Source organism: Algoriphagus sp. (assembly GCF_030694375.1).
Taxonomy (GTDB): domain Bacteria; phylum Bacteroidota; class Bacteroidia; order Cytophagales; family Cyclobacteriaceae; genus Algoriphagus.
In genome coordinates, this window is record NZ_JAUXYL010000005.1 from 72,136 (window position 1) to 96,867 (window position 24,732).

Below are 24,732 nucleotides of genomic sequence, written 5' to 3' on the forward strand. Positions count from 1 at the left end.
CTTTCTGCCAACTGTGAACTGCCTACTCTTCCGTCTTCCCACTTAATTACATATTCCTTCGATACTGTCCCCCCACTTCGTAGAGCGCATTGGTGATTTGACCAAGAGAGCAATACTTGGCTGCTTCCATCAGCAGCGCAAAGACGTTTTCATTTTTCACTGCTGCAATTTTAAGTGAATTTAGCTGCTGCTCTTCCAGACCAGCGTAGGTCTTATGTAAGTTTCTCAAGGTCTGAATTTGCGCTTCTTTTTCCTCAGGATTGGCCCGGATTACTTCTCCGGGAGTTACCGTCGGCGAACCGTCTGATGAAAGGAAGGTATTCACACCAATGATTGGAAATTCGCCGGTATGCTTCAGCATTTCGTAATGAAGGCTTTCCTCTTGAATTTTCCCCCGCTGATACATGGTTTCCATCGCACCCAGCACGCCTCCTCTTTCAGTAATCCGATCAAATTCGACATACACTGCTTCTTCGACCAAGTCTGTCAGTTCTTCAATTATAAAGGCTCCCTGAATGGGGTTTTCATTTTTGGTAAGCCCAAGTTCTTTGTTGATAATCAGCTGGATGGCCATCGCCCGACGCACTGATGCTTCGGTTGGTGTAGTGATCGCTTCATCATAGGCATTGGTATGCAGGGAATTGCAATTGTCATAAATCGCATACAATGCCTGCAGTGTGGTTCGGATATCGTTGAAGTCAATTTCCTGAGCATGAAGCGAACGGCCGGAAGTCTGAATATGATATTTCAACATCTGTGAGCGTTCATTTGCTCCATATTTCAATTTCATGGCTTTGGCCCAAATTCTTCTTGCAACACGTCCGATCACCGCATATTCAGGATCAATTCCATTGGAGAAAAAGAAGGAAAGGTTTGGAGCAAATTCATTGATGTTCATTCCCCTTGATACATAATATTCCACGTATGTGAATCCGTTGGATAATGTGAGGGCAAGTTGGGTAATCGGATTTGCTCCTGCCTCTGCAATATGATAACCTGATATAGAAACCGAGTAGAAATTTCTGACACTTTGATCGATGAAGTACTGCTGTACATCCCCCATCAATCTAAGTGAAAATTCAGTTGAGAAAATGCAGGTATTCTGCGCCTGATCTTCTTTTAAAATATCCGCCTGAACAGTTCCGCGTACTTTAGAAAGGGTATCAGCTTTGATCTTTTCGTAAACCGCCGCAGGTAAAACCTGATCGCCTGTCACACCGAGGAGCATCAGGCCCAAGCCATTGTTTCCCTCGGGAATCACGCCGTTGTATGTCGGTCTTGGCAGTCCTTTTTTCTTGAAAATTGCCTCAATTTTTGAATTCACTTCTTCTTCCAGTCCATTTGCTTTGATATAGACTTCGCATTGCTGATCTATGGCTGCATTCATAAAAAAAGCGGTCATTGTAGCAGCAGGGCCATTGATCGTCATGGAAACTGAGGTCATTGGATCGACCAGATTGAAGCCAGAATAAAGCTTTTTTGCATCATCTAGACAGCAAATGTTGACTCCGGAGTTACCGATTTTTCCAAAAATATCCGGTCTATAGTCTGGATCTTCCCCATATAAAGTCACCGAGTCAAAGGCCGTCGAAAGCCGCTTAGCCGGCATTCCTTGGGAGACATAGTGAAAGCGCTTGTTGGTACGCTCGGGGCCGCCTTCTCCAGCAAACATCCGTGTAGGATCTTCACCTTCACGTTTGAAAGGAAAAACACCTGCAGTGTAAGGGAACTGACCGGGAACATTTTCTCTTAAGCCCCATTTCAGCAATTCTCCCCAAGCTTCATATTTCGGCAAAGCCACTTTTGAAATTCGGGAATTGGAAAGCGACAGCGAATACGTCTGGATCTTAATCTCTTTGTCCCGGACTTTGAAAATATAAAAGTCATCCTGATACTTGGCAGCCTCAGCAGGCCATTCTTCAAGCCATTTCTTGTTCTTTGGATCAAGATTTAGCCCCACTTGTGCATAGACTTCCTGCAATTCTTTGATCAGGCGATCCACATCAGCCACCTTGGTGGACTTGACAGCATCGATGGATTTTCGGATACTGTATAGCTGCTGCGCAATTTCTTTTTGGGCTTCCACCCATTTGTCGTAGTTGCGATTGGTTTCGGTGATCTCACTCAGGTAGCGCGTCCGGGCTGGCGGAATGATATAAATCTTCTCTGAGGAACCGGATACCAATTCCGAAGTACTTTGCCAGCCCTGAAATTTCTCTGAAACCTTACCGATCAAAGCCCGGTAAAGCTGATTCATTCCCGGATCATTAAATTGCGATGCAATGGTCCCAAAAACCGGAATCTGCTCATCGGAAATATCCCAAAGGTTATGATTTCGCTTAAACTGCTTCTTCACATCGCGGATAGCATCCAAAGCGCCTCGCTTGTCAAACTTATTGAGCGCAATCACGTCTGCAAAGTCCAGCATGTCGATTTTTTCAAGTTGAGAAGCGGCTCCATACTCCGGAGTCATCACATAAAGTGACAAGTCAGAATGCTCAATGATTTCCGTATCCGACTGCCCGATACCGGAAGTTTCCAAAATCACCAGATCAAACCCAGCTGCTTTCACGGTATCCACAGCATCCTGCACATATTTCGAAAGTGCCAAATTTGACTGGCGTGTCGCCAGCGAACGCATGAAAACGCGGGGATGATGGATGGCATTCATGCGAATCCGATCGCCTAAAAGTGCTCCACCGGTTTTCCGCTTGGAAGGATCAACAGATATGATAGCCAGTGTTTTATCAATAAAATCAATCAGGAATCTTCTGACCAATTCATCCACCAAAGAGGATTTCCCCGAACCTCCTGTTCCTGTGATACCCAAAACGGGTGCAACAGCAGATTTACTTTGCTTTCTCACCGTATCGAGAAGCACCTTTGATTTTTCAGGGAAATTTTCAAAAGCTGATATTGCTCTCGCGACGTGTTCTTTTTTGTCTTTGGAAAGGAAAAATTCTTCAGGCAGTACATCGCCTATCGGGAAATCACAGGTTGAAACCAAATCATTGATCATGCCCTGCAATCCCATAGACCGCCCATCATCAGGAGCATAAATTCGGGTGATGCCGTACCCATGAAGTTCATTTATTTCTTCGGGAAGAATTGTTCCTCCTCCTCCTCCAAATATCTTGACGTGACCTGCACCCCTTTCGCGAAGCAAATCATACATGTATTTAAAAAATTCGACGTGCCCGCCCTGATACGAGGTAATCGCTATTGCCTGCACATCTTCCTGAATGGCGCAATCGACGATTTCCTGCACGGATCGATTGTGACCAAGGTGAATGACTTCGCAGCCGGTGGATTGGATAATCCTACGCATGATATTGATAGCCGCATCATGTCCATCAAAAAGTGAAGCTGCGGTGACAATCCGAATATGATTATTAGGTTTATAAACTTCCACGGGAGAATTCATGACATTGGGTTTATTTCCTGCTAGGTTTCAAATTGAAACGGTTTAGGGCAGAGTTAAGCTAATTTTTTTACGCCTGCGAATATAACAATTTTAAAGGAGGAAGGTCTTTGGAGAAAGATTAGAAACAAAATATTCTTTGGTTATTTATGCGGATTTTACTTTTTTAATTCGGTCGTAAATTCTGTATTCCATTCGTTTCGCGAAATTTATATACAGCATTCCAGGTACGGATTTCTAAATAATATCGAAATACGGGTTGGCCATTTTGATTTAAAAGGCTTCTGAGTAGTTTAGTAATTCCATCGACCCAAAACCCTTCATGACTTCTAAACAATATGCCTTTTTTGTTTCCATCACAGCCGCTTTGGGCGGCTTTTTGTTTGGATTTGATACAGCAGTGATCTCCGGTGCAGAGCGGGACATACAAGAAGTATGGAAGCTAAGTGATTGGATTCACGGATTAGCCATAGCCTCAGCGCTTTATGGAACGGTGATTGGCGCATTGTTTGGAGGCATTCCCGCGGATCGATTTGGCAGAAAGAAAAGTTTACTATGGATCGGCCTATTTTACTTCATTTCAGCACTAGGGTCGGGCTTGGCTTGGGATGTTGAATCCTTCACGTTCTTTAGATTTCTGGGAGGCTTGGGAGTCGGTGCTTCCTCGGTTGTAGCCCCAATGTACATTTCGGAGATTGCTCCTGCCAAAAACAGGGGGCAATTAGTCGCACTGTATCAGTTCAACATTGTCTTTGGGATCGTGGTGGCTTACATTTCCAACTACCTGATCGGTACAGCCGGACTTCCCGAAGATTGGAGATGGATGCTCGCTGTGGAAGGCATCCCCGCATTACTATATAGTGTGATGATTTTTAGAATTCCTGAAAGTCCGCGTTGGCTGATTGCCAAATTCAATGATCAGGTCAAAGCACGGGAAATCTTGACCCGAACTGATCCGGACGGTGTCGATGAAGCAATCCGACTTGCGATTGAAGAAGAAAAAAGCATGAAGCAAAAGGCAGGATTTGGGGCCCTTTTCAATTCCCGATTCTTTTCAAGTACAATGTTGGCTGTGATGATAGCCTTTTTCAATCAGGTGTCGGGCATTAATGCCATTATTTACTTTGCCCCAAGAATCTTTGAAATGGCTGGTATTTCCACTGAAAATGCGCTGATTTCCACCATTGGAATCGGCATTGTCAATTTGGTAGCGACCTTCTTCGGCCTTTATTTGATTGATCGGCTTGGACGAAAAAAGCTGATGTACATCGGATCATTTGGATACATCCTATTCCTCGGCTTGATGGCCTTCAATTTTCTGGGGCCCGGGATTCCGGCATTTTGGCTTCCGATTTTTGTTTTCGGATTTATTGCATCACATGCAGTAGGTCAAGGTGCTGTAATATGGGTCTTCATTTCTGAAATGTTTCCCAATGAACTTAGAGCTTCCGGTCAGTCCTTGGGTTCTTTTACACATTGGATTCTGGCAGCCCTCATTGCGAATGTTTTTCCTTTCTTTGCCAACAGCTACGGCCCGGGCTATATCTTTGCGTTTTTCTGCGGAATGATGGTCCTCCAACTGCTTTGGGTAAAGTTTAAAATGCCGGAGACCAAAGGACGCTCCTTGGAAGAGATTCAAAAAGACTTACATAAAAACCATGCGTGATCAAGTTGTAATTTTCGGAGAAATGCTTTGGGATTGCCTTCCAAGCGGACCTGTAGCTGGGGGTGCACCCATGAATGTGGCGCTCAATCTTCATCAGCTGGGATTAAATTCCCGTTTGATTTCCGCTGTTGGAAAGGATGAAGACGGGGAAAAGCTACTTGATTTTCTTCGGGAATTTGAACTTCCACTTGACCTCATTCAAATCAAAGCCGATCATGAAACATCCAAGGTCTTGGTCGACACCACTGATCCCGAAAACATCAAATACAATATAATATCTCCGGTAGCATGGGATTTTATTGAGTGGACTGTTACTAATGACCAAGCAGTGGAAGATGCGGATGCATTTGTATTTGGAACACTGGGTGTCCGAAATACAGAAAGTCTAAAAACCCTGATAAAGCTTCTCCAACACCCCACATTACGGATTTTTGACGCAAACTTACGCCCTCCTTTCTATGATTTTGAGGTAATAGAAACGCTGCTAGGATTCACTGATGTCCTTAAAATAAATGAAGATGAATTGGAGATTTTCGCCGACTATTTTGGGACTGATCCCGGCATTGAATCACTTTGTAATTATTTAGATCAGCATTTTCCTATGGAGATCATCTGCATCACCCAAGGATCAAAAGGAGCGTTGATTTATCAAAAAGGGGAAATTTATTCACACTCCGGCTACAAAGTACAAGTAGTAGATTCGATCGGTGCCGGGGATGCTTTTTTAAGCGGATTTATAAAAACGTATTTAGAGGAAAAGTCCCCGCAGGAAATTCTGGATTTTGCCTGTAAAATCGGTGGGTTTGTCGCAACTCAAAAAGGAGGAACACCCAGGTATAGCGAAGCGGATATCCACAGGATTGGTGAGTTCTGAGTGATTGAATAAGTGGTAAGTAGTGAATTGTAAACTGTGAATTGTAAGTTGTATTTCTACTACTGATTACAACTTACCGATTACTGCATACAATTTTTGCCAAATCTGACTCATTCCTAAAAACTAACAACAGCGCTTGGACACTGCTCACTGCATCAGTTCTTTCAATGTCCCCGTGCCCAGACCAATCATATGCCACTCGGTGATTTCCAGATCGATAATAGCCAACATCCCGGGTTGAAGCCCCACATAATTGGCATGAGTCAAATGAGATATCAGTACGCTGATGGTCGGATTGTGTCCGATCAGCATGCAGGATTGAGCATCATTCGGAGTATTTTCAAGAAGTTTTATCAGTGCTTCCAGTCCCCCTTCATAGATCTCCCGAGCATATACTTCCGTACCTATTTCGATGTGTTTTTTGATTATTTCGGCGGTTTCACGCGTACGGGTAGCAGCAGAACAATACAAATGATCCACTTTCAACCCTGTGGGCTGAAGTGTTTGACCCAAGCGATTGAGGTTTTCTTTTCCTTTTGTAGTCAGTTGTCTTTGGAAGTCAACACCGTCGGAAAAGCCTGCTTCACCATGTCTCAATAGAAATAATTGCTTCATTAATTACCCGTTTTGCTTAAAAATCTTTAATCAAAACCTCAAAAATCTTTCCAAATTGGATGACCTCATTTTTTTATTATTTGGACAAGAAAACTAGGCCCTCTATTTTTAGCTTTTCGTATTTGGCCTTTCGGTCAGGAAATTTCCCATTTTCTCTATGTCAAAAAATCTAGTCATCGTCGAATCCCCTGCCAAAGCAAAGACCATTGAGGGTTACCTCGGCAAGGACTTCAAGGTAGTCTCCAGCTACGGTCACGTGCGGGATCTTCCGAAAGGCGACAAAGCAATAGATATCAAAAACCGCTTCCAACCTACCTACGAGGTCACTGCCGATAAAAAAGAAGTGATCAAAAATCTGAAAGCACTTTCAAAGGACGCCGAGATGGTTTACTTAGCGAGTGATGATGACCGGGAAGGAGAAGCCATTTCATGGCACCTTAAAGAAGTGCTAAACTTGAAAGAAGAACGCACCAGGCGAATTGTTTTTAGAGAAATCACCAAGAATGCCATCACTAAAGCGATCGAAAACCCTCGGGGAATTGATTACGATTTGGTGAATGCGCAGCAAGCCAGAAGGATTTTGGACAGATTGGTAGGATTTGAGCTTTCTCCAATTCTTTGGAAAAAAATAAAAACAGGTCTCTCCGCCGGACGGGTTCAATCTGTGGCAGTTCGCCTAATTGTGGAGCGCGAGCGGGAAATCGAGGCGCACAAATCCAAGTCATCGTTTCGGATCACTGCGCTGTTTGAAGTGGAAGGAAAAACCTTTCAGGCCGAACTTCCCAAGAAATTTGACACCAAAGCAGAAGCCGAAGACTTTCTGAAGAAATGCCTGGAGGCATCTTTCTCCGTAGCAAATCTGGAGAAAAAGCCAACGAAAAAGACTCCCGCGGCACCTTTTACCACGTCTACCCTTCAGCAGGAAGCTTCGCGAAAGCTTTATTTTTCCGTTGCACAAACCATGTCTGTAGCTCAGAAGCTCTATGAGGCCGGAAAGATCACTTACATGCGTACAGACAGCACCAACCTATCTCAGGATGCAATGGCTGCTGCTAAACAATCAATTGAAGACTCTTTTGGGTCTAAATACCATAAATCAAGACAGTTTACCACCAAGTCCGAAAGTGCGCAGGAAGCGCACGAAGCCATTCGCCCTACAGATTTCTCTGCCAGTCAAGTGTCCGGTGAGCGTAATGAACAGCGCCTTTATGAACTGATCTGGAAGCGTGCCATCGCTTCTCAAATGGCAGATGCCGAACTGGAAAAAACGGTCATTACCATTGCCATCTCCAATTCTACGCTGAATCTTGTGGCAACCGGTGAGGTGATTAAGTTTGATGGATTTCTCAAGGTGTATTTGGAAGATACTGACGATGAACCTGAAGATGAGGAAGAAGGAAACAAGTCGCTTTTGCCTCCAATCAACATTGGTCAAGGACTGAATCTGCAGGAAATGAAAGGTAGAGAAACCTTTAGCAGACCTGCACCGAGGTATACCGAAGCATCGCTAGTGAAAAAACTAGAGGAACTGGGTATTGGCCGACCTTCCACATACGCACCAACGATCTCCACGATCCAAAAGCGGGAGTACGTGGTCAAAGAAGCAAGAGATGGTACGCCACGAAACTATGTGGAAATGAAGATCGCCAAGGGGCAATTCCATGACGCAACCAAAACAGAAAATACCGGCGCAGAGAAAAACAAGCTCTTCCCTACCAATATCGCCATGGTGGTCAATGACTTCCTGGTGGAGCATTTCCCAAATGTCATTGATTTCCATTTCACTGCACGAGTAGAAAAGGAATTTGACGACATCGCCGCCGGAGGACAGGATTGGCAGGATATGATCGACGGATTCTATGGTAAATTCCACAAAAGTGTGGAAGATACCGAGCAGGTTTCCCGTCAGGATGTAAACACCAGCCGACTGATTGGGCAGCACCCAAGCAATGGCAAAAATGTCTATGCAAGACTTGGACGCTTTGGGCCATTGGTTCAAATCGGAGAAACCGAAGATGAAGACAAGCAGTTTGCAAGTTTGAAAAAGGGTCAGTTTATCGAAAATGTGACCATGGATGATGCCCTCGAACTGTTTAAGCTGCCGCGGGAAGTGGGATTCTTTGAAGACAAAAAGATGACTGCTGCACTCGGAAGATTTGGACCCTATATCAAACATGAAAGCGCATTTTACTCCCTGAATAAAGAGCAGGATCCGATGTCCATCACCGAAGCAGAGGCAATAGAGTTAATCGTGAATAAGCGTGATGCAGACTCCAAAAAACATATCAAAACCTTTGATGAAAATCCTGAAATTCAAGTACTGAACGGTCGCTGGGGACCATACATCAAGCTGGGAAAAAACAACTATAAGATCCCAAAAGGAAAGGAAGCAGAGCAACTCACCTACGCCGAGACGATCGAAATCATCGAATCACAGCCGGATGCAGGCAAGAAAAAAGGTAAGTTTCCTGCGAAAAAGAAGTAATTCAGAACCGACCTCTTAAGGGTCGGTTTTTTTATTAGGTGAAACTTTAGAGAAATAGAAATCAAGTATAAGGGTAACAGAAGCTGTCTCATAACTGCTGTTTGTCACATTGAGCAACCTGAGTAACGGGAGTTGCGAAGTTCGAAATGTTGTTATATTCACTGTAATTGACCTTCGATTCCAGTCACCCTTCGACTCCGCCCAGGGTGACTGGAGACGAAGTGTCAGGCTGACACTTTCAGTCCTTTTGAGACAGCATCTAACCTTTTGCAATTGGAAATGAATTTTGTCTAGCAAGAATTATGGAATTAATTTCATCGCTAGAACTTACCCTTATTTCAACTCCATGAACCAGAAAAAACTTGTCGTACTTACCGGCGCCGGAGTATCTGCAGAAAGCGGAATACGTACCTTCAGAGACAGCAATGGACTTTGGGAAGATCATGACATAATGGAGGTAGCATCCCCTGGAGGCTGGCGTAAAAATCGAGCTTTGGTTCTGGATTTTTACAATCAGCGAAGAAAACAGGCTCGGGACTGCCAGCCAAACGATGCGCACTATGCCTTGGCTAGGCTGGAAAAGCACTTTGAGGTTCAGATCATTACCCAAAATGTAGACGACCTCCATGAGCGAGCAGGCTCCTCCAATGTGCTTCACTTGCATGGGGAACTCAGTAAAGCTCAAAGTTCACTCGACCCAAGTTTAGTTTATACCTTGGATCATTGGGAGATCAAAGAAGGCGCCAAGTGCGAAAAAGGAAGTCAACTCCGCCCTTTCATTGTTTGGTTTGGGGAGGCTGTACCCATGATGGAACCCGCCATTTCCCTGACATCCAAGGCAGATATATTTTTAGTATTGGGCACTTCCATGCAAGTTTATCCAGCAGCCAGTCTGATCGATTTTGTACCAAGGGCAGCTCAAAAATATCTGATTGACCCACAGGTTCCCGACTTTCAGTTACCTAGAGAAGTGAAAGTGATTCAGGAAAAAGCCACAGTAGGAATGCGAATTTTGGAGGATTTGCTGCTTTCAAGTTAAACTAGCCTCGAAAAATTAATTGATTTAGAGTTAGCGGCAGAACTCATCCCATACTGTTTTGATTTTTTTCCATTACTTTAATGCTGACAGACAAATCTGACTAGCTGAACTTTAGACCCAAGCCATTATTTATGAAGTTAAAAGTTGCCGTCATTGGATGCGGGCCTTCCGGAATCACTGCCTTGAAAAACCTTCTCGATCAAGGTTTGGATGCTGTGGCTTTTGACCGAAACGAGGATGTAGGTGGTAATTGGATCTACTCCGAAAACGAGAGTCATTCCAGCGTTTTTGAAACTACCCATATCATTTCTTCCAAAACACTCTCCCAATACGAAGACTTTACCTTTGACGATTTCGACCCTGAAACAGCAGATTATCCAGATCATGACACCCTAAGGCGATATTTTCAGGCTTATGCCCATCGCTTCAATCTTTATCCCTTCATCCAATTTGGCACTCTAGTAAAGCACTGTGAGCGGATAGATGACAAAACCTGGCACATAATAACAGAAAAAGACGGAATCGAAACGACCGGGAAATTCACGCATTTGGTCGTATCCAATGGCCATCACTGGAAACCAAGATATCCTGAGTATCCGGGGAATTTTGAAGGAGAGTTTCTTCATTCGCATAATTTCAAAAAGGCTACTCCATTTGCCGGAAAGCGCGTTTTGGTGATCGGAGGAGGTAATTCAGCCTGTGATGTTGCCGTTGAAACGAGCCGGGTTTCAAAAATGACTGCAATCAGCTGGAGACGGGGCTACCAGATTGTCCCTAAGTTCTTTTTTGGAAAACCTTCAGACAAAATAGCCGAACAGAGCAAATGGCTTCCGATTAAAATTCGAGGGTTTTTTAATAAAATATTGCTTAAAGTCATGCTTGGGGAGAATAGCCAATATGGCTTAAGACCGGTAACGGGACCTTTTGGCGCCACCCATCCCACGATCAATGACGAACTTTTGCACAAAATCCGTCATGGAAAAGTTAAGCCCAGATTAGATATCAAGCGTTTTGATGGAAAGCAGGTGCTATTTGAGGATGGGAAAACGGAAGAGTATGATACCGTGATTGCCTGCACGGGATACTGGCTGAGTCATCCGTTTTTTGACAAAAACTTTATTGACTACTCAGAGGGATCGGTTCCGCTTTATCTGAAAATGTTCCACCCAAAGTACGAGAACCTCTATTTCATTGGTATGTTTCAGCCTCTGGGATGTATTTGGCCTGGAGCAGAACTACAAAGTAAACTTATGGCCCAGGAACTGATCGGGAACTGGAAACGTCCGAGTTCAATTCAGGAGCTTTGCCAAAAGGAAGTGACAAATCCGCATTACCAACAAGTAAATTCCCCTAGGCATACCATCACGGTAGATTATCATCTTTTTGTGAAAGCACTAAAAAAGGAATTGCCCAAAGGATATGTTTCCAAAAGCCCAATGTCACAACCAATGAACAGCACAGTTCCAACCTGATCCGGATGAAACGGATCACAAAATATATCTTGCTAGGGCTGGCCTTTTGGTTCCTTCTTTTTTTGGGTTGGGAATGGTGGCGAAGCTATCCAAAAGTGCGAGTAACGCCTGTCTCATATCCTGAATCCAGAGATGCAAGAATCGATTCGCTTCTTTCACAAAGCCTCATTCAATACCTGATCCCCGGAATAGCAGTTGGTATCATAAAGAACGAAAAACTGACTTATCTCAAGGCTTTTGGATTTGAAAATCTTAAGACTAAAGACTCTCTGACGCTACACAGCAAAATTCCGGTAGCATCAGTTTCCAAGATTTTTACCGCCCTTACATTGGCGAATTTCGCCTTGGAAAAAGGCTACTCCCTCGACTCCTCTGTGAATTCAATTTTACCTAAAGCGAAAAAACTGAGTTCGGATTTTTCCCAACTATCACTTCGGGATTTGCTTAGGCATACTTCCGGAATTACGGATAAACGAGGATTGGGAAGCGTTCTGCTAAATCAGGAAAAAAGACAATTGGGAAATCTCCCCAATCTGCTCAACTCCCCAAAACTTGGAAACAGGCAATATCACTATGCTGATGCCAATTTTGACTTGATCGGATATTTACTCGAAGTCAGTGGAGCAATCCCTTTTGAACTGATTGCCAAAGAACGAACTCTAATTCCCGGAGGGATGAATTCTAGTGAATTCGTAGTCAAATGGCCTCTGGATACAGGATCAATCCAAGGGCATCAACGGACATTTCTCTGGAAAAGAATCGAACCCAAAGCTTTAAAATTAGAACGTTTCCCATCACCTTCTTCGGGCCTAGTCCTCAGCGCTGCTGAACTTTCCAAAGCCCTCATCCACTTAAGTCGCGGAACTATGGGAACTTTTGGAGATGAACTTGCCTGGTTAAAAACCGGTGAAGAAACCCCGGCAGGATTCCAATCCATACAAATCAACAATTCCGGTTTTATAGGGCATTTTGGAGATCAGGGCGGATATAGCTCACTTGTCATTTACTCCCCGGACTTGGAAGTCGCTTTCTTTCTTGTGTCCAATGCCGCTGACAAGGCTGACTTTCGAAGAGAAATTGCATCAGCTATTTTGAAAATAATTACGCCATAACCCTTCCCAAATGAAGCTCTCCTTTCCTCATCCCCTGATCATTTTATTAGGATTTATTGTGGTGGCAGCTTTAGCCACTTTAATTATTCCTTCGGGAAGTTTTGATCGAGTGCTGGATGAGCTGACTGGCCGAGAAATAGTGGTTCCGGGAAGTTTTAAACTTGTGGAAGATGTAAATCCGAGCTTCTGGGAGATTTTAAAAGCAATTCCAGAGGGCATTATTGCAGGAGCGGACATCATCGTTCTAATTTTGATTTTAGGGGGTGCTTTTTATATTGTGGAAAAAACCGGGGCACTTCAGGCAGGTATTGAAGCATTGATTTACCGATTTAGGAATTCGAGATTTTTACTTTTTTATATACTGGGTTTTGTGTTTGCAGTGGGCGGAGCTTCCATCTCGATGCAGGAGGAGCTGATTCCGATGGTTCCGATTTTTGTCATTTTGGCGACCAAATTGAATTATGACCTCCGGGCGGTCCTTGCAATCACCCTAGGCTCGTCCCTTATCGGGGCAGCATTTTCTCCGATCAATCCATTTGTAGGACTTTTAGCCCAGAATATCGCCGAAGTCCCGCTCTTTACCAATGCCTTATTTCGAAGTGCCTTTTTGGTTGTGGCCCTTTTTACCTGGATTACCTTTCACATGAAAATCGGGAAAATAAAAACAGCCGTTCAACTTACGTCTGAGTTTAAACCCAGTCCACTTTCTCTTCAATATGGAGTAATTTTAGTGTTATCCTTTGGTGGTATTGGCGTTATGGTTTATGGTATTACGGCTTTAGATTGGGGGTATACCGAAATGTCAGCCCTGTTTTTTGTTGTGGGGATTCTTTGTGGATTAATTGGAGGAATGGGGCTAAACGGAACTGCGAGAACCTATGTCAGCGGGTTTGGGGAAATGATTTTTGCCGGAATCATTGTCGGTCTAGCCAGAAGCGTCTATTTAGTTTTAGAAAAAGGGCTAATCATCGATCCGCTGATTCAGGGTCTTTTTTCACCTTTGGAATCTCTTCCTGAGGCTCTGGCAGTTGCAGGTATGTTTCTCAGTCAAGCATTGATTCATATTCCTGTTCCCAGCACGTCTGGTCAAGCCGTTTTGACCATTCCTTTGACTGCCCCTCTGGCAGATTTGATTGGATTAAGCCGTGAGGTTGCAGTGCTGGCATTTCAATACCCTGCTGCGCTAATGGATATGCTCGCACCGACCAATGGTGGAATGATGGCAATCATTGCCGGAGCGGGAATTAGCTATAAAGACTGGATTGCTTACATTTGGAAAAGCTGGCTGTTTATCGCTGCTTTAGCTCTTGGAGCATGTTTCCTGGGAATAGTATTCTTCAATTAATCATAAACCTATTTAACCAATGCAAATCAACGATCACAACCCACTTCTTCCCTATCAGCCTGCTTCCGATCGGTACGATCAGATGAAATACAGGTATTGTGGTAAAAGTGGGTTAATCCTTCCTGAGATCAGTTTGGGGCTGTGGCATAATTTCGGCCACAACGCGGACCTGACTTTGGGGAGAAAAATCCTGAGAAGAGCCTTTGACCTGGGTATTTGTCACTTCGATTTGGCAAACAATTACGGGCCCCCATTTGGCTCGGCTGAAGAAAATTTTGGAAGGATTTTGAAAAAAGATTTCCTCCCCTACCGCGATGAGTTACTGATATCAAGCAAAGCTGGCTGGGATATGTGGCCTGGACCTTACGGAAATTTTGGTTCCAGAAAATACCTAATTGCCAGCTGTGATCAGAGTCTTAAGCGGATGGGCCTAGAATATGTGGATATTTTCTACCATCACAGGCCCGATCCAAATACCCCATTGGAAGAGACCATGGGAGCTTTGGATCAATTAGTTAGACAGGGCAAAGCGCTCTATGTGGGAATCTCCCAATACAGCGCTGAGGATACCGCCAAAGCTTATGAAATTCTGAAATCTCTGGGAACTCCACTATTGATTCATCAGCCAAGATACAGCATGATTGACCGATGGGTAGAAAATGGACTGATGGATGTCTTGGGGCAAAAAGGAGTTGGTGGTATTGCTTTTTCTCCCTTGGAACAAGGAATGCTCACCGATAAATATTTAAAAGGAATTCCTGCAGACTCCCGTGCGGCAAAAGACGGAAGATACCTGAAACCTGAGCAAGTCGCTCCCGAAAAGTTGGAGATGATCAGTAAACTGAATGATATCGCACTCAAAAGAGGCCAATCCCTCGCACAAATGGCTATCGCCTGGCTGCTGAAAGATCCAAGAATCACCTCTGTCCTGATAGGTGTCTCCAAACCGGAACAGCTGGATGACAATGTGGCTGCGGTGAAAAACTCCACGTTCAGTTCTGAGGAAATCACCCAAATAAAAACAATTTTGAGAGTCTGATGCCAAAACAAATATCATCCCGGAGTGCCCTGATTTTGATTGTAATCGCTCAATTTCTGGGCACTTCGCTTTGGTTTGCTGGCAATGTGGCTGCGCAGGACTTTGAAGTCCTGCTGGGTACTTCAGGAATGATATCCTGGATTACCTCTGCCGTTCAGCTGGGATTTATCACAGGAACATTTTTGTATGCTTTTGGGTCGATCGCAGATCGCTATTCCCCTTCAGCTGTTTTTTTCTACAGCGCAGTTTTGGCTGCTACGTTTAATATTTTGCTGATCATTCTGCCAGTTGGTTTTGTTTCCGTTTTAGGCTTCCGGTTTTTAGTTGGATTCTTTCTGGCAGGAATCTACCCTGTAGGGATGAAAATAGCTTCGGATTATTACGAAAAAGGATTGGGATCCGCCTTGGGATTTTTGGTTGGAGCATTGGTGTTTGGCACTTCATTTCCATTTCTAATCAAAGCCTTGGGAGCAGAATATTCTTGGAAAATCATCCTTTTTGTAACCTCAGGACTTTCAATTATTGGAGGGTCTCTGGTAGGTTTTTTTGTGCCAAATGGTCCATTTCGGAAGGCGAATTCAGTTTTCGATCTTGGCCTGCTCCCCAAGCTTGCCAAAATCAAATCACTTCAAGGGGCGGCATTGGGCTATTTTGGACATATGTGGGAATTGTACACTTTTTGGGCATTACTGCCTTTTTTACTTATGGATTTGAGAAATGAGACTTCAATTGGAGCTGAAAATTCGCTTTGGACTTTTGCAATCATTGCCATTGGAGGGGTTTCCTGTGTTGTGGGTGGATTAATTTCAGGTAAACTAGGAAGTGAAAAAGTGGCCCTTTATAGTTTGGCCGGATCGGGAATCTGTGGGGTATTATTGATTATATTCCCAGAGATACCTACAAGTATGATACTCCCCTTTCTTCTGATTTGGGGTGTTTTGGTCACTGCAGACTCGCCTCAGTTTTCCACTTTAGTCGCTCAGAGTGTTAAGGCGGAGTATCGGGGAACCGCCCTCACCATGGTTAATTCAATAGGATTTGGGCTGACAATAATCAGTATTCAGTTTAATCAATTTATGAGTAATCACTTTTTACCCCGGGAGTTTTTGGGCTGGCTGGCGATTGGACCTATTTTAGGATTGCTGGGGTATCGCTATTTCAGGGGATTTTCACCTTCTAAGCAATAAAAAAAGAGGATCCTTTTGGAGATCCTCTTGAAGAAATAGTCTACCGGACTACTATCTAACTACATTTTCGAGATTTGCCAGATAAATCCACTTTTGGTCTCTGGACTTCAAGCCCTCATTTACTGCATTTCTTTGTGCAGCGGTCTGGTTCATATCTTCATAGGCTTGTGCATTGAAAAACTGCACGTAATCCTTATAGAGATTGACAGTAAGGTGTGTGGATGAGGCTTCCGAACCCTGAGGCAGTGCTGCTCTGAGGAAGCTCCAATGCCCCATCATTCCCTGATTAATACGACTTTGATGGATAGGCTTGAAAACTTCGATTTCGGCTTTTTCATAGTCACTAAATTTACCTTCTACAGCCTTCATCAAATCAAATGATGCCAAAACCCCCGGTTTATACTGAAAGTTATCATTGGTAGAAGCCAATTCTCTCATGTATAATCGCACAGGTAAATCTCTAATGGCAAGAGATTGTTTGAATAATGTCCTTATTTGAGCATCGGAGAGGTGGGGATAGGCTATTCTGGTGTATTCAATCATCGCTTCATCGTCCAATCCATTCATCATTTTGACGGGATCATCATAGTGGGTGACCATGATGTATTGGTATTCTCCCTGTTCCGAACCTGTTTGAACTTTCCAAAAGTCCCAACCTTTAATCCGTTTGTCGTTGAGAGCCTGCCGATATACTTTTTCTGTTAAATCTTTGAACTCGATGTAGTCAAAAAGCTGGTCTTTCTCCACCTTGATGAATTCGAATACCGAATACTGAGTTTGCTGGGCATGAAGTACGCTTGTCCAAAGCAACCCACAAACCAAGATTAATAAAAACTTTTTCATAATATTTTGGGGTTTAGGGTTTATTGTGCCAGGAATAATTTAAAAATTAATTCTGTAAAAAATCAATTTTCAGAATAAAAACTTTTTATTCAGGTTGTTACGGCTTGAAACCTACTTTAAATAAAGTATAGCCTAAAATGCAATTTTTCTAACACTATTGGGGAAAGCTTAGTATTTTAACAATCAAAACAGAAATTCAATGAAGGGACTATCAAGAAGAGATTGGCTAAAAACTTCTACACTGGGAGGAGGTTTGGCACTATTTGGAGGTACTGGAATCGTATCTTCCCTCAGTGCAGAAGAGATAAAAAAGTATAATCCACGTCCGATAGCCGGTCCAATCCGACTGGGATCCAATGAAAACCCATACGGCCCATCCGAATCGATGCGGAAAGCCATGGTCGCTGCTTTCGATAATGGGTGCCGCTATCCTTGGGGTTACAATGCTTCTCTGGTTAAAATGATCGCTGAGAAAGAAGGAGTACCCGAAGATTACATTGTGCTGACCGCTGGATCAACGGAAGGTCTGAAAGTAGCCGGAATAACTTTTGGGAGAGGCAGAGAAATCATCAGTTGTACGCCCACATTCCTTTCGATGATGGAATATGCCGAACTTTGGGGCACTGAGATCAACTGGGTACCATTGAACAAAGATCTTGATTTTGATCTGGATGAAATCGAAAAGCGGGTAAGCTATGAAACTGGATTGGTTTTTCTTTGCAACCCAAACAATCCTACCGGGAAGCTTCTTCCTGCTGACAGGGTAATGGATTTCTGTGAAAAAGTAAGTCAACGAACCGTGGTTTTCAGCGATGAAGCCTACTATGATTACATCACCGATCCCAACTATCCATCCATGGTGGAGTTGGTGAAAAAAGGTCATGATGTAGTGGTTTCACGTACTCTTTCCAAAGTCTATGGATTGGCGGGAATCCGAATGGGGTATTTGATAGCCAAGCCGGATCTGGCAAAAAAGCTGAAAGACAGAGTTGTCGCCAATACCAATATCATGGCAATTGAGGCAGGAAAAGCGGCCTTGGCTGATGCTGATTTTTACAAGTTTTCGTTGCAAAAAAACGAAGAAGCAAAAGCGATGATCATCCAAACTCTAAATGAGTTAAAGTTGCCTTACCTCCCTTCTCATGCAAATTTTGTTTTTTTTCAATCCGGAAAAGATATCAAAGAACTCGGTGATATTATGGAGAAAAAGGGATTTATTATCGGTCGCGCTTTCCCTCCATTGAATGATTGGTGTAGAATATCAACCGGAACGATCGAGGAAATCACACTTTATAATCGAGCCATCAAGGAAGTACTCGGCTAATGATTGATCGGAATCTTATTTTAGAAAATGAAAAAGTCCTGCTGAAACCAATGGTACAGCAGGACTTTCCTTTGCTCCAGGCTTTAAGTGCAGATCCAAGAATGTGGATCTATTTTACTCATGATCTGAGTATCCCCGAGGAATTTGAAAAATGGGCCACTCCACATTTCACTGAGGAAAGGCTTCAATTTACCGTCATTGAAAAATCCACGGGAAATCTGGCAGGTGCCACAGCATTCGGGAATTATTCAACCCGTGATCAGCGAGTTGAGATTGGATGGACTTGGTTGGGAGAAGGATATCAAGGTTCGGGAATAAACCAATCCATGAAGAAACTGATGCTTGACTATTGCTTTGGTGTGTTGAAATTGAAACGGGTCGAAATCAAGACTGATGTCTTGAATATGCCTGCGCGGCATGCCCTATTGAAATTTGGAGCTGTCGAAGAAGGCGTGCTGCGAAGTCATACATTGATGACAAATGGTAGAAGAAGAGACACAATTTATTACAGCCTGATTGAGGGGGAATGGAAGGTTTAGAGTGGGCAGTGGGCAGTGGGCAGTTGGTAGTGGGCAGTGGGCAGTGGGCAGTTTTAAGAACCAGGAGACGAAAAGCAAGAAGCTAGACTCCGTGACCTTGAAAAAGTCAAACACTGCACAAAAGCCTTGAAGTTCTTTAAAACCTTAACCAAAGCCAATCTCAAAAAAACCTTCGCGTCCCTCCGCGTTCTCTGCGGTTAAAAAAGTAGGCAGTGGCAGTGGGCAGTAGGCAGTTTTTTTGAAGCAAGCGGCTAGAGTTTTAATTAGTAAGTGAAAAAACGCGAATCTTAGCAGCATCAATCTGATGAATATACTGCCTTAGAATGTAGAACGTCTCCGGAACTTTTGGAACGGTTTCCAGATCGTTTGGATCGGGAAAATCAGGACTTTTCAAGTAGGAATATCGGCTGAGCATGCCCCCCTCAAAATAGCAGTAGGCACTTTCACCTTCTTCTCTACCCGGAAGGTTCAACATTAAGTCTTTTTTCGATTTTTTAATCCCCTGAATAAAATCTTCCACCCGTTCATTGTAAGTAATTGGATTTTCGGAAGAATTGCAGGCTCCAAGGCAAGTTTCATCCTGGAGGACTTGGCAAGTAACTTTCCTTAAGCCACTCAATTTTTGACAAAGTTGGTAGGTCTCAATTCCGGATTTCAGAAATTGATTTGCTTCCTCAGAGGAGAAAAAAGTTTCCAAAGGCCTTATGTTTTTACTCACTTTGGCGACCTGAAAACGATAATACCCGGAACCATCCTGATAATGGAACAAACCCCACAAGGTTTTTGGCATTTTCAAGGCTGAATTGTAGGTTGGCCAAAGCCGTTTGATTTCTAGCGTTTCAAAAAGCAAAGCCATGAATTCCGTTCCTGTAAGTTGCCACTGAAGGTCCACCACCTCAGTTTTCAATTGCTGTTTCAGTTGAGGCAAAACCTGTCCAGAGAAGTGTCCTTTGAATCGCTCCCTGATATTCAATGCTTTTCCCACATAGATGACTTTCCCTTTAGTATTGAGCATGTAGTACACGCCGCAGGCTTCCGGGATTTGTTTGAATTTGGTTAAGGGGAAATGAGGAGGAAGAAAAGTTTCTCCAGCGTTTCTTTTCAGAGATGAAAATATAATATCCTGCCTATCTCTGATCATTTGATCAAATAGTAAAGCGGTAGCCTTGGCATCACCCATAGCCCGGTGACGGGCCAAAATGGGAATTTTTTGGCTCTCGCAAATCCTACCCAAACTGTAGGAACCCAGTCCGGGAAAAACCTTTCTGGAAAGCCGGACGGTACATAATTTTTGGGAATTGAGCACTTTTCCCATTTTCAGAAAGGCCTCACGAATAAACCCAAAATCAAAATTTACAGAATGGGCGACAAAGACCCGATCGTCCAACAGCTCCCAAAGTTCCTCAGCGATTTCAGAGAAAGTTGGTGCGGATCGTACCATGTTGTTGTCAATTCCTGTCAGTCCGGTGATGTATCCCGGTATCTGCTGTTCCGGATTAATTAAAGTTTGCCATTCGGTCACAATTTGAACTCCGTCATGGATCAAAACTGCAATTTCTGTAATCCCCGCACCTCTTGGTGATCCTCCTGTGGTTTCAATATCTACAATGGCAAATTCCATAAGTTAAAGTTAATGCATTGAGGCTAGAGAACAGCAGGGAAGACGGTTGTTGTCGGGGAAGTTGAATGACCGGTGTCGGGTGTCAGATGTACGATGACCGATGTCGGGTGTCGGATGACCGATGTCGGTGTTAGCGGGAAGACCGAAGACGGAAGACGTGAGAAGGGTGCTGGATGTCCGGTGTCTGTACTTCCAATACCGGAGAAGCAAGAAACTAAAATCAAGAAGCTAGACAGTCATGTTATAAACAACCCTGAAAGGGTTAAACTTTGAATAGCCCCGTGTGAAACGCGGGGAATTTAACATATTAAATCAGGGACGACAACCCTGAAAGGGTTGAACAATTTCGGTTAATTTGTAAACATTGTGTCAAGTAAAATCAAGACGCGACATCAGCACCAAAAAACGAAGCATTGCTCCTTAACCTTAAAAAAGTCCAGCACTACTCATAAACTTAGAAGTTCTCTAAAACCTCAACCAAAGCAAAACTAAAAAAAACCTTCGCTTTCCTTCGTGGTCTTTGTGTTTTAAAAAGTAAGCAGTTAGCAGAAACTAGAACCAAGAAGCTGATGTCATGAACCCTATGCCTCGCTTCTCACTTCTTTATATTAAAGTCTTGTGCTAATTCACATATGCAGCGATCAGTTTTTCTGCACAGCGTTCCCCATCCATGGCCGCGGAGACGATGCCACCGGCATACCCGGCACCTTCAGCACAGGGATATAATCTCTTGATATGTGGATGCTCAAATGTTTCTTTATCCCGAGGAATACGGACGGGTGAGGAGGTTCGGCTTTCCACCCCGATGATCTGGGCCTCATTGGTAAAGTATCCCTTCATCTTCTGTCCAAAGGCTTTAAATGCAATTGCCATTCGTTCCGAAATAAAATCTGGAAGAACCCCACGCATTTCCACAGACTCCAAACCAGGCTGGTAGGACGTATCCAATAGCGAAGTGCTTACTTTCCTGTTAACAAAATCAACCATACGCTGGGCAGGAGCCACCTGATTTTTCCCTCCCAATTCCCAAGCGCTTTTTTCGATATCAGCCTGAAAATGCATCGCGGCGAGCGCGCCAAATTTTTGATAGTGAGGCAAATCTTCCAGCTCCACTGAAACCACCATCCCTGAATTGGCAAACTTACTGTCCCTTCTGCTTGGGCTCATTCCATTGACGACTAACTCACCCGGAGCCGTTGCTGCGGGAACAATAAAACCTCCGGGACACATACAAAAGCTGAACACACCACGCTGCTTTCCTTTGAACTCAGTTTGCTGCACCAAAGAATAAGCTGAAGCAGGTAAATATGGCCCGCGATCCAACTCACAATGATATTGGATACGATCGATCAAATTTTGACTGTGCTCTATCCGGACTCCCAAGGCGAAAGGTTTGGCTTCTATCAGCACTTTTCTCTGAGCAAGAAGTTGAAAAATATCTCTGGCTGAATGTCCCGTCGCGAGAATCACTCCCATTCCCCTGATGGCATCGCCATGATTTGTCAACACCCCTTTGATTTCATCTCGTTCCAGGATCAAATCTTCTACCCGGGATTCGAAGTGGATTTCACCTCCGGATTCGAGGATGCTTTCTCTAAGTTTGGCAACCAGAACGGGTAATTTGTTTGTGCCAATATGGGGATGTGCATCGACGAGGATTTCCTCAGTAGCACCGTGCGCTACCAAGATTTCCATAATTCTCCGAATATCTCCCCTTTTCTTGGATCGGGTATAAAGTTTCCCATCAGAATAAGTTCCTGCTCCTCCTTCGCCAAAACAATAATTTGAGTCTGGATTTACAATTCCTTCCTTATTAATTGCTGCTAGGTCACGGCGCCTGGCACGGACATCTTTACCTCTTTCGATCACGATGGGCTTAACGCCCAATTCGATCGCGCGTAAGGCCGCAAAAAGGCCTGCAGGGCCTGCTCCTACTATGACGATGCGATCTGCATTTCGCACATCTTGATACTTCGGTAAATGATCCAGTAGCGAGCCGGGTCTTTCATTTATAAAAAGCTCCGCTTCAACATTTACAATTACTTTTCTGCCTCGTGCATCAATCGATCTACGGGTTTGGCGGGCAAAGGATTCTTCGGTATAAGCGGGAAGTCCTGCTTTGCGAAGGACAGTTTGCTTAAAAATAGCTTCATCGTAAGCCTCTTCTGGGCTTAGCTGTAGGGTGAATGTCTTTTTCATGGTAAGGTATTTATCCTTAAATCAATGCAAAGGTAAGTATCAAGATTTTAGTATCAAGAAAAGTAGAAATAATGTGGAAATACAATAGAACTAGGCTCCCTTCGGTCGCGAGATAGGCTTCTGAAAAAAAACAAAGCGGCCTTGCTCACAAATCCCTAATCCAACAAAGCATTAAGATTCAGAAATAAAAAAGCCGCTCTTATTACAAAGCGGCTATTCTTGATATCATACTTGGTACTTAATACTTGATACTATCAATTCATTCGGTCCAAGACTTCAAATCTTGAGGAATTGGAGATATACTCCGGTACTAAAGACTTCAAATGTCTAACGAGATCTGTTTCGTTATTTTTCCCGATCAACTCATGGAAAAACTCAATCTGCCCATCAATTCTATGATAAGATGAGGTTTGAACTTGAGCAATTTTTATTTTTGGATGGTGCGTGATTTTTACTGTTTCGAAATCATTCAGCAATTCCTCATACAGCTTCTCCCCTTCTCTCAGACCAGTAAATTGGATTTTGATATCCACATCAACCTTCTTACCGGAGAGTTGAATCATCTTTTTAGCCAGATCCAGAATCTTAAGCGGTTCCCCCATGTCAAAGACGAAAATTTCGCCTCCTTCTCCCATTACTCCAGCTTCCAGAACGAGCTGACAAGCCTCAGGAATGGTCATGAAATACCTAGTAATGTCAGGGTGAGTAACTGATATCGGTCCGCCATTCAAGATTTGCTTTTTGAAGAGTGGAATTACAGAACCATTCGAACCTAAGACATTTCCAAATCTGGTAGTTATAAATCGTGTATGGTACTTTTTGTGGTTGGCTTCCAAGTATTCATTCAGAGCCTGAACATACATTTCTGCTGCCCGCTTGCTAGCCCCCATCACATTAGTAGGATTAACAGCTTTATCCGTGGAGACAAAAACAAATTTTTCGACTTGGGACAAAACGGAAAGATCAGCAAGAATTTTAGTTCCTATTACATTGGCATGAACTGCTTCTTCCGGATAGTTTTCCATCATCGGAACATGCTTGTAGGCTGCAGCGTGGAATACAACTTGGGGTTTGAATTCTTTGAAGATTTCCTTCATCTTCTTTTTATTCTTCACATCCCCCAAGACAATCTTGATAGCACAGTTGGGGTGTTGCTCCCTAAATTCTTGCTCAATATCATACAAAGGTGACTCCGCAATATCCAGCATCACAATTAACTTGGGATGATAATAAGATATTTGTCTACATAGCTCAGAGCCAATAGAGCCCGCAGCTCCGGAAACCATGACAACCTTATCTTTTAGATCCTGTTCGATCCTTGGATTGTCCAAAATAATCTGTTCCCTACTCAGTAAGTCTTCAATTTTAATTTCCCGAATAGCCCCAGCAGTTAGACCACCATTAATCCATTGATCCACCGGAGGAACCATAGAGACCGAGACGTTCAATCTAAGGCATTCATCGATGATTTCATTTTTTCGGTGAACAGAGAGATCTCTGACAGCGATAATCAATTCAGTGATATTAAATTGCTTTACAAGTTTTTCGAGGTCTTCCAGTCCTTTATAAATTCGTTTGCCATCAATATTTTTACCGTCTTTTTTAGTGTCATCATCCAAGAACGCGACAATATTCATTTGACTTTTACTGTCGTTTTTGATTGCTTCCTGAGCGATTATCCCAGCTTCACCTGCACCAAAAATAACACCGTGCCGTAGATCTTTCTGAGCAAATCCATTTTTCAGATAAACGAAGAGTTCTTTTACCAGTAATCGATAAAAAATCAGCATAAACATAGCTGACAAACTTGCGTATCCCTCCGACCAACCCCGTCTTGTGAAACAGGATTTTTTATTTAGGCCGGTATTCTTGCCAGTTTGAGGGCAGTAGTTGATAAAGGTTCTTGTGGTTGATGCTTTGGATTCGTTCAAATACATCTTTGAGCCATTCA

17 protein-coding genes are annotated in these 24,732 nt (G+C 43.5%); 11 read left to right on the forward strand and 6 right to left on the reverse strand.

Going from position 1 to position 24,732, the window contains the following annotated elements:
- Positions 1-46 precede the first annotated feature (46 nt).
- Positions 47-3,424: a methylmalonyl-CoA mutase family protein gene (locus Q8M62_RS01165; RefSeq protein ID WP_304902508.1), complete on the reverse strand. Its 3,378-nt coding sequence runs from the start codon at positions 3,422-3,424 to the stop codon at positions 47-49.
- A 301-nt stretch (positions 3,425-3,725) separates the two neighbouring features.
- Between Q8M62_RS01165 and Q8M62_RS01170 the strand changes: the two genes are divergently transcribed.
- Both Q8M62_RS01170 and Q8M62_RS01175 read left to right on the forward strand, forming a co-directional pair.
- Positions 3,726-5,087 (forward strand): sugar porter family MFS transporter, encoded by a 1,362-nt coding sequence (locus Q8M62_RS01170; protein ID WP_304902521.1) that lies wholly within the window; start codon positions 3,726-3,728, stop codon positions 5,085-5,087.
- Complete coding sequence (locus Q8M62_RS01175; RefSeq protein WP_304902509.1) at positions 5,080-5,961, forward strand: carbohydrate kinase; 882 nt, start codon at positions 5,080-5,082, stop codon at positions 5,959-5,961. The genes Q8M62_RS01170 and Q8M62_RS01175 overlap by 8 nt, the downstream gene beginning before the upstream one ends.
- A 147-nt stretch (positions 5,962-6,108) precedes the next feature.
- On the opposite strand, the gene sixA is transcribed toward Q8M62_RS01175, so the two are convergent.
- Positions 6,109-6,576, reverse strand: coding sequence for a phosphohistidine phosphatase SixA (sixA, locus tag Q8M62_RS01180; RefSeq protein WP_304902510.1), 468 nt, complete (start codon positions 6,574-6,576; stop codon positions 6,109-6,111).
- Between the two features lie 157 nt (positions 6,577-6,733).
- Here sixA and topA point away from each other — a divergent pair, with 157 nt between their 5' ends.
- The 7 genes from topA to Q8M62_RS01215 all read left to right on the forward strand — a co-directional run bounded on the left by topA (position 6,734) and on the right by Q8M62_RS01215 (position 16,255).
- A complete protein-coding gene (topA, locus tag Q8M62_RS01185; RefSeq protein WP_304902511.1) occupies positions 6,734-9,061 on the forward strand; it encodes a type I DNA topoisomerase in 2,328 nt (775 codons plus the stop codon).
- A gap of 346 nt (positions 9,062-9,407) precedes the next feature.
- Positions 9,408-10,100, forward strand: coding sequence for an NAD-dependent deacylase (locus tag Q8M62_RS01190; RefSeq protein ID WP_304902512.1), 693 nt, complete (start codon positions 9,408-9,410; stop codon positions 10,098-10,100).
- A gap of 131 nt (positions 10,101-10,231) precedes the next feature.
- A complete protein-coding gene (locus Q8M62_RS01195; RefSeq protein ID WP_304902513.1) occupies positions 10,232-11,572 on the forward strand; it encodes an NAD(P)/FAD-dependent oxidoreductase in 1,341 nt (446 codons plus the stop codon).
- Between the two features lie 5 nt (positions 11,573-11,577).
- Positions 11,578-12,684, forward strand: a complete 1,107-nt coding sequence (locus Q8M62_RS01200) for a serine hydrolase (protein ID WP_304902514.1) — start codon at positions 11,578-11,580, stop codon at positions 12,682-12,684.
- Positions 12,685-12,694: 10 nt separating this feature from the next.
- The gene (locus Q8M62_RS01205; protein ID WP_304902515.1) at positions 12,695-14,029 is read left to right on the forward strand and encodes a YfcC family protein; all 1,335 of its coding nucleotides are present in this window, start codon (positions 12,695-12,697) and stop codon (positions 14,027-14,029) included.
- A gap of 19 nt (positions 14,030-14,048) precedes the next feature.
- Complete coding sequence (mgrA, locus tag Q8M62_RS01210; protein WP_304902516.1) at positions 14,049-15,068, forward strand: L-glyceraldehyde 3-phosphate reductase; 1,020 nt, start codon at positions 14,049-14,051, stop codon at positions 15,066-15,068.
- Positions 15,068-16,255, forward strand: a complete 1,188-nt coding sequence (locus Q8M62_RS01215; protein WP_304902517.1) for a nitrate/nitrite transporter — start codon at positions 15,068-15,070, stop codon at positions 16,253-16,255. Before mgrA ends, Q8M62_RS01215 begins: the two co-directional genes overlap by 1 nt.
- 51 nt (positions 16,256-16,306) lie before the next feature.
- On the opposite strand, the gene Q8M62_RS01220 is transcribed toward Q8M62_RS01215, so the two are convergent.
- Positions 16,307-17,098 carry a hypothetical protein gene (locus Q8M62_RS01220; protein ID WP_304902518.1) on the reverse strand — a complete coding sequence of 264 codons (792 nt, stop codon included), beginning with the start codon at positions 17,096-17,098 and terminating at the stop codon, positions 16,307-16,309.
- Positions 17,099-17,297: 199 nt separating this feature from the next.
- Between Q8M62_RS01220 and Q8M62_RS01225 the strand changes: the two genes are divergently transcribed.
- Both Q8M62_RS01225 and Q8M62_RS01230 read left to right on the forward strand, forming a co-directional pair.
- Positions 17,298-18,422: a histidinol-phosphate transaminase gene (locus Q8M62_RS01225; RefSeq protein ID WP_304902519.1), complete on the forward strand. Its 1,125-nt coding sequence runs from the start codon at positions 17,298-17,300 to the stop codon at positions 18,420-18,422.
- Entirely contained in the window at positions 18,422-18,961 is a 540-nt protein-coding gene (locus Q8M62_RS01230; RefSeq protein ID WP_304902520.1) for a GNAT family N-acetyltransferase, read from the forward strand. The genes Q8M62_RS01225 and Q8M62_RS01230 overlap by 1 nt, the downstream gene beginning before the upstream one ends.
- A gap of 259 nt (positions 18,962-19,220) precedes the next feature.
- On the opposite strand, the gene Q8M62_RS01235 is transcribed toward Q8M62_RS01230, so the two are convergent.
- The 3 genes from Q8M62_RS01235 to Q8M62_RS01245 all read right to left on the reverse strand — a co-directional run.
- Positions 19,221-20,582 (reverse strand): exonuclease domain-containing protein, encoded by a 1,362-nt coding sequence (locus Q8M62_RS01235; RefSeq protein WP_304899728.1) that lies wholly within the window; start codon positions 20,580-20,582, stop codon positions 19,221-19,223.
- A gap of 621 nt (positions 20,583-21,203) precedes the next feature.
- Positions 21,204-22,781: an NAD(P)/FAD-dependent oxidoreductase gene (locus Q8M62_RS01240; protein ID WP_304899727.1), complete on the reverse strand. Its 1,578-nt coding sequence runs from the start codon at positions 22,779-22,781 to the stop codon at positions 21,204-21,206.
- A 254-nt stretch (positions 22,782-23,035) separates the two neighbouring features.
- On the reverse strand, positions 23,036-24,732 hold a 1,697-nt coding region (locus Q8M62_RS01245; RefSeq protein ID WP_305667998.1), incomplete at its 5' end, for a nucleoside-diphosphate sugar epimerase/dehydratase.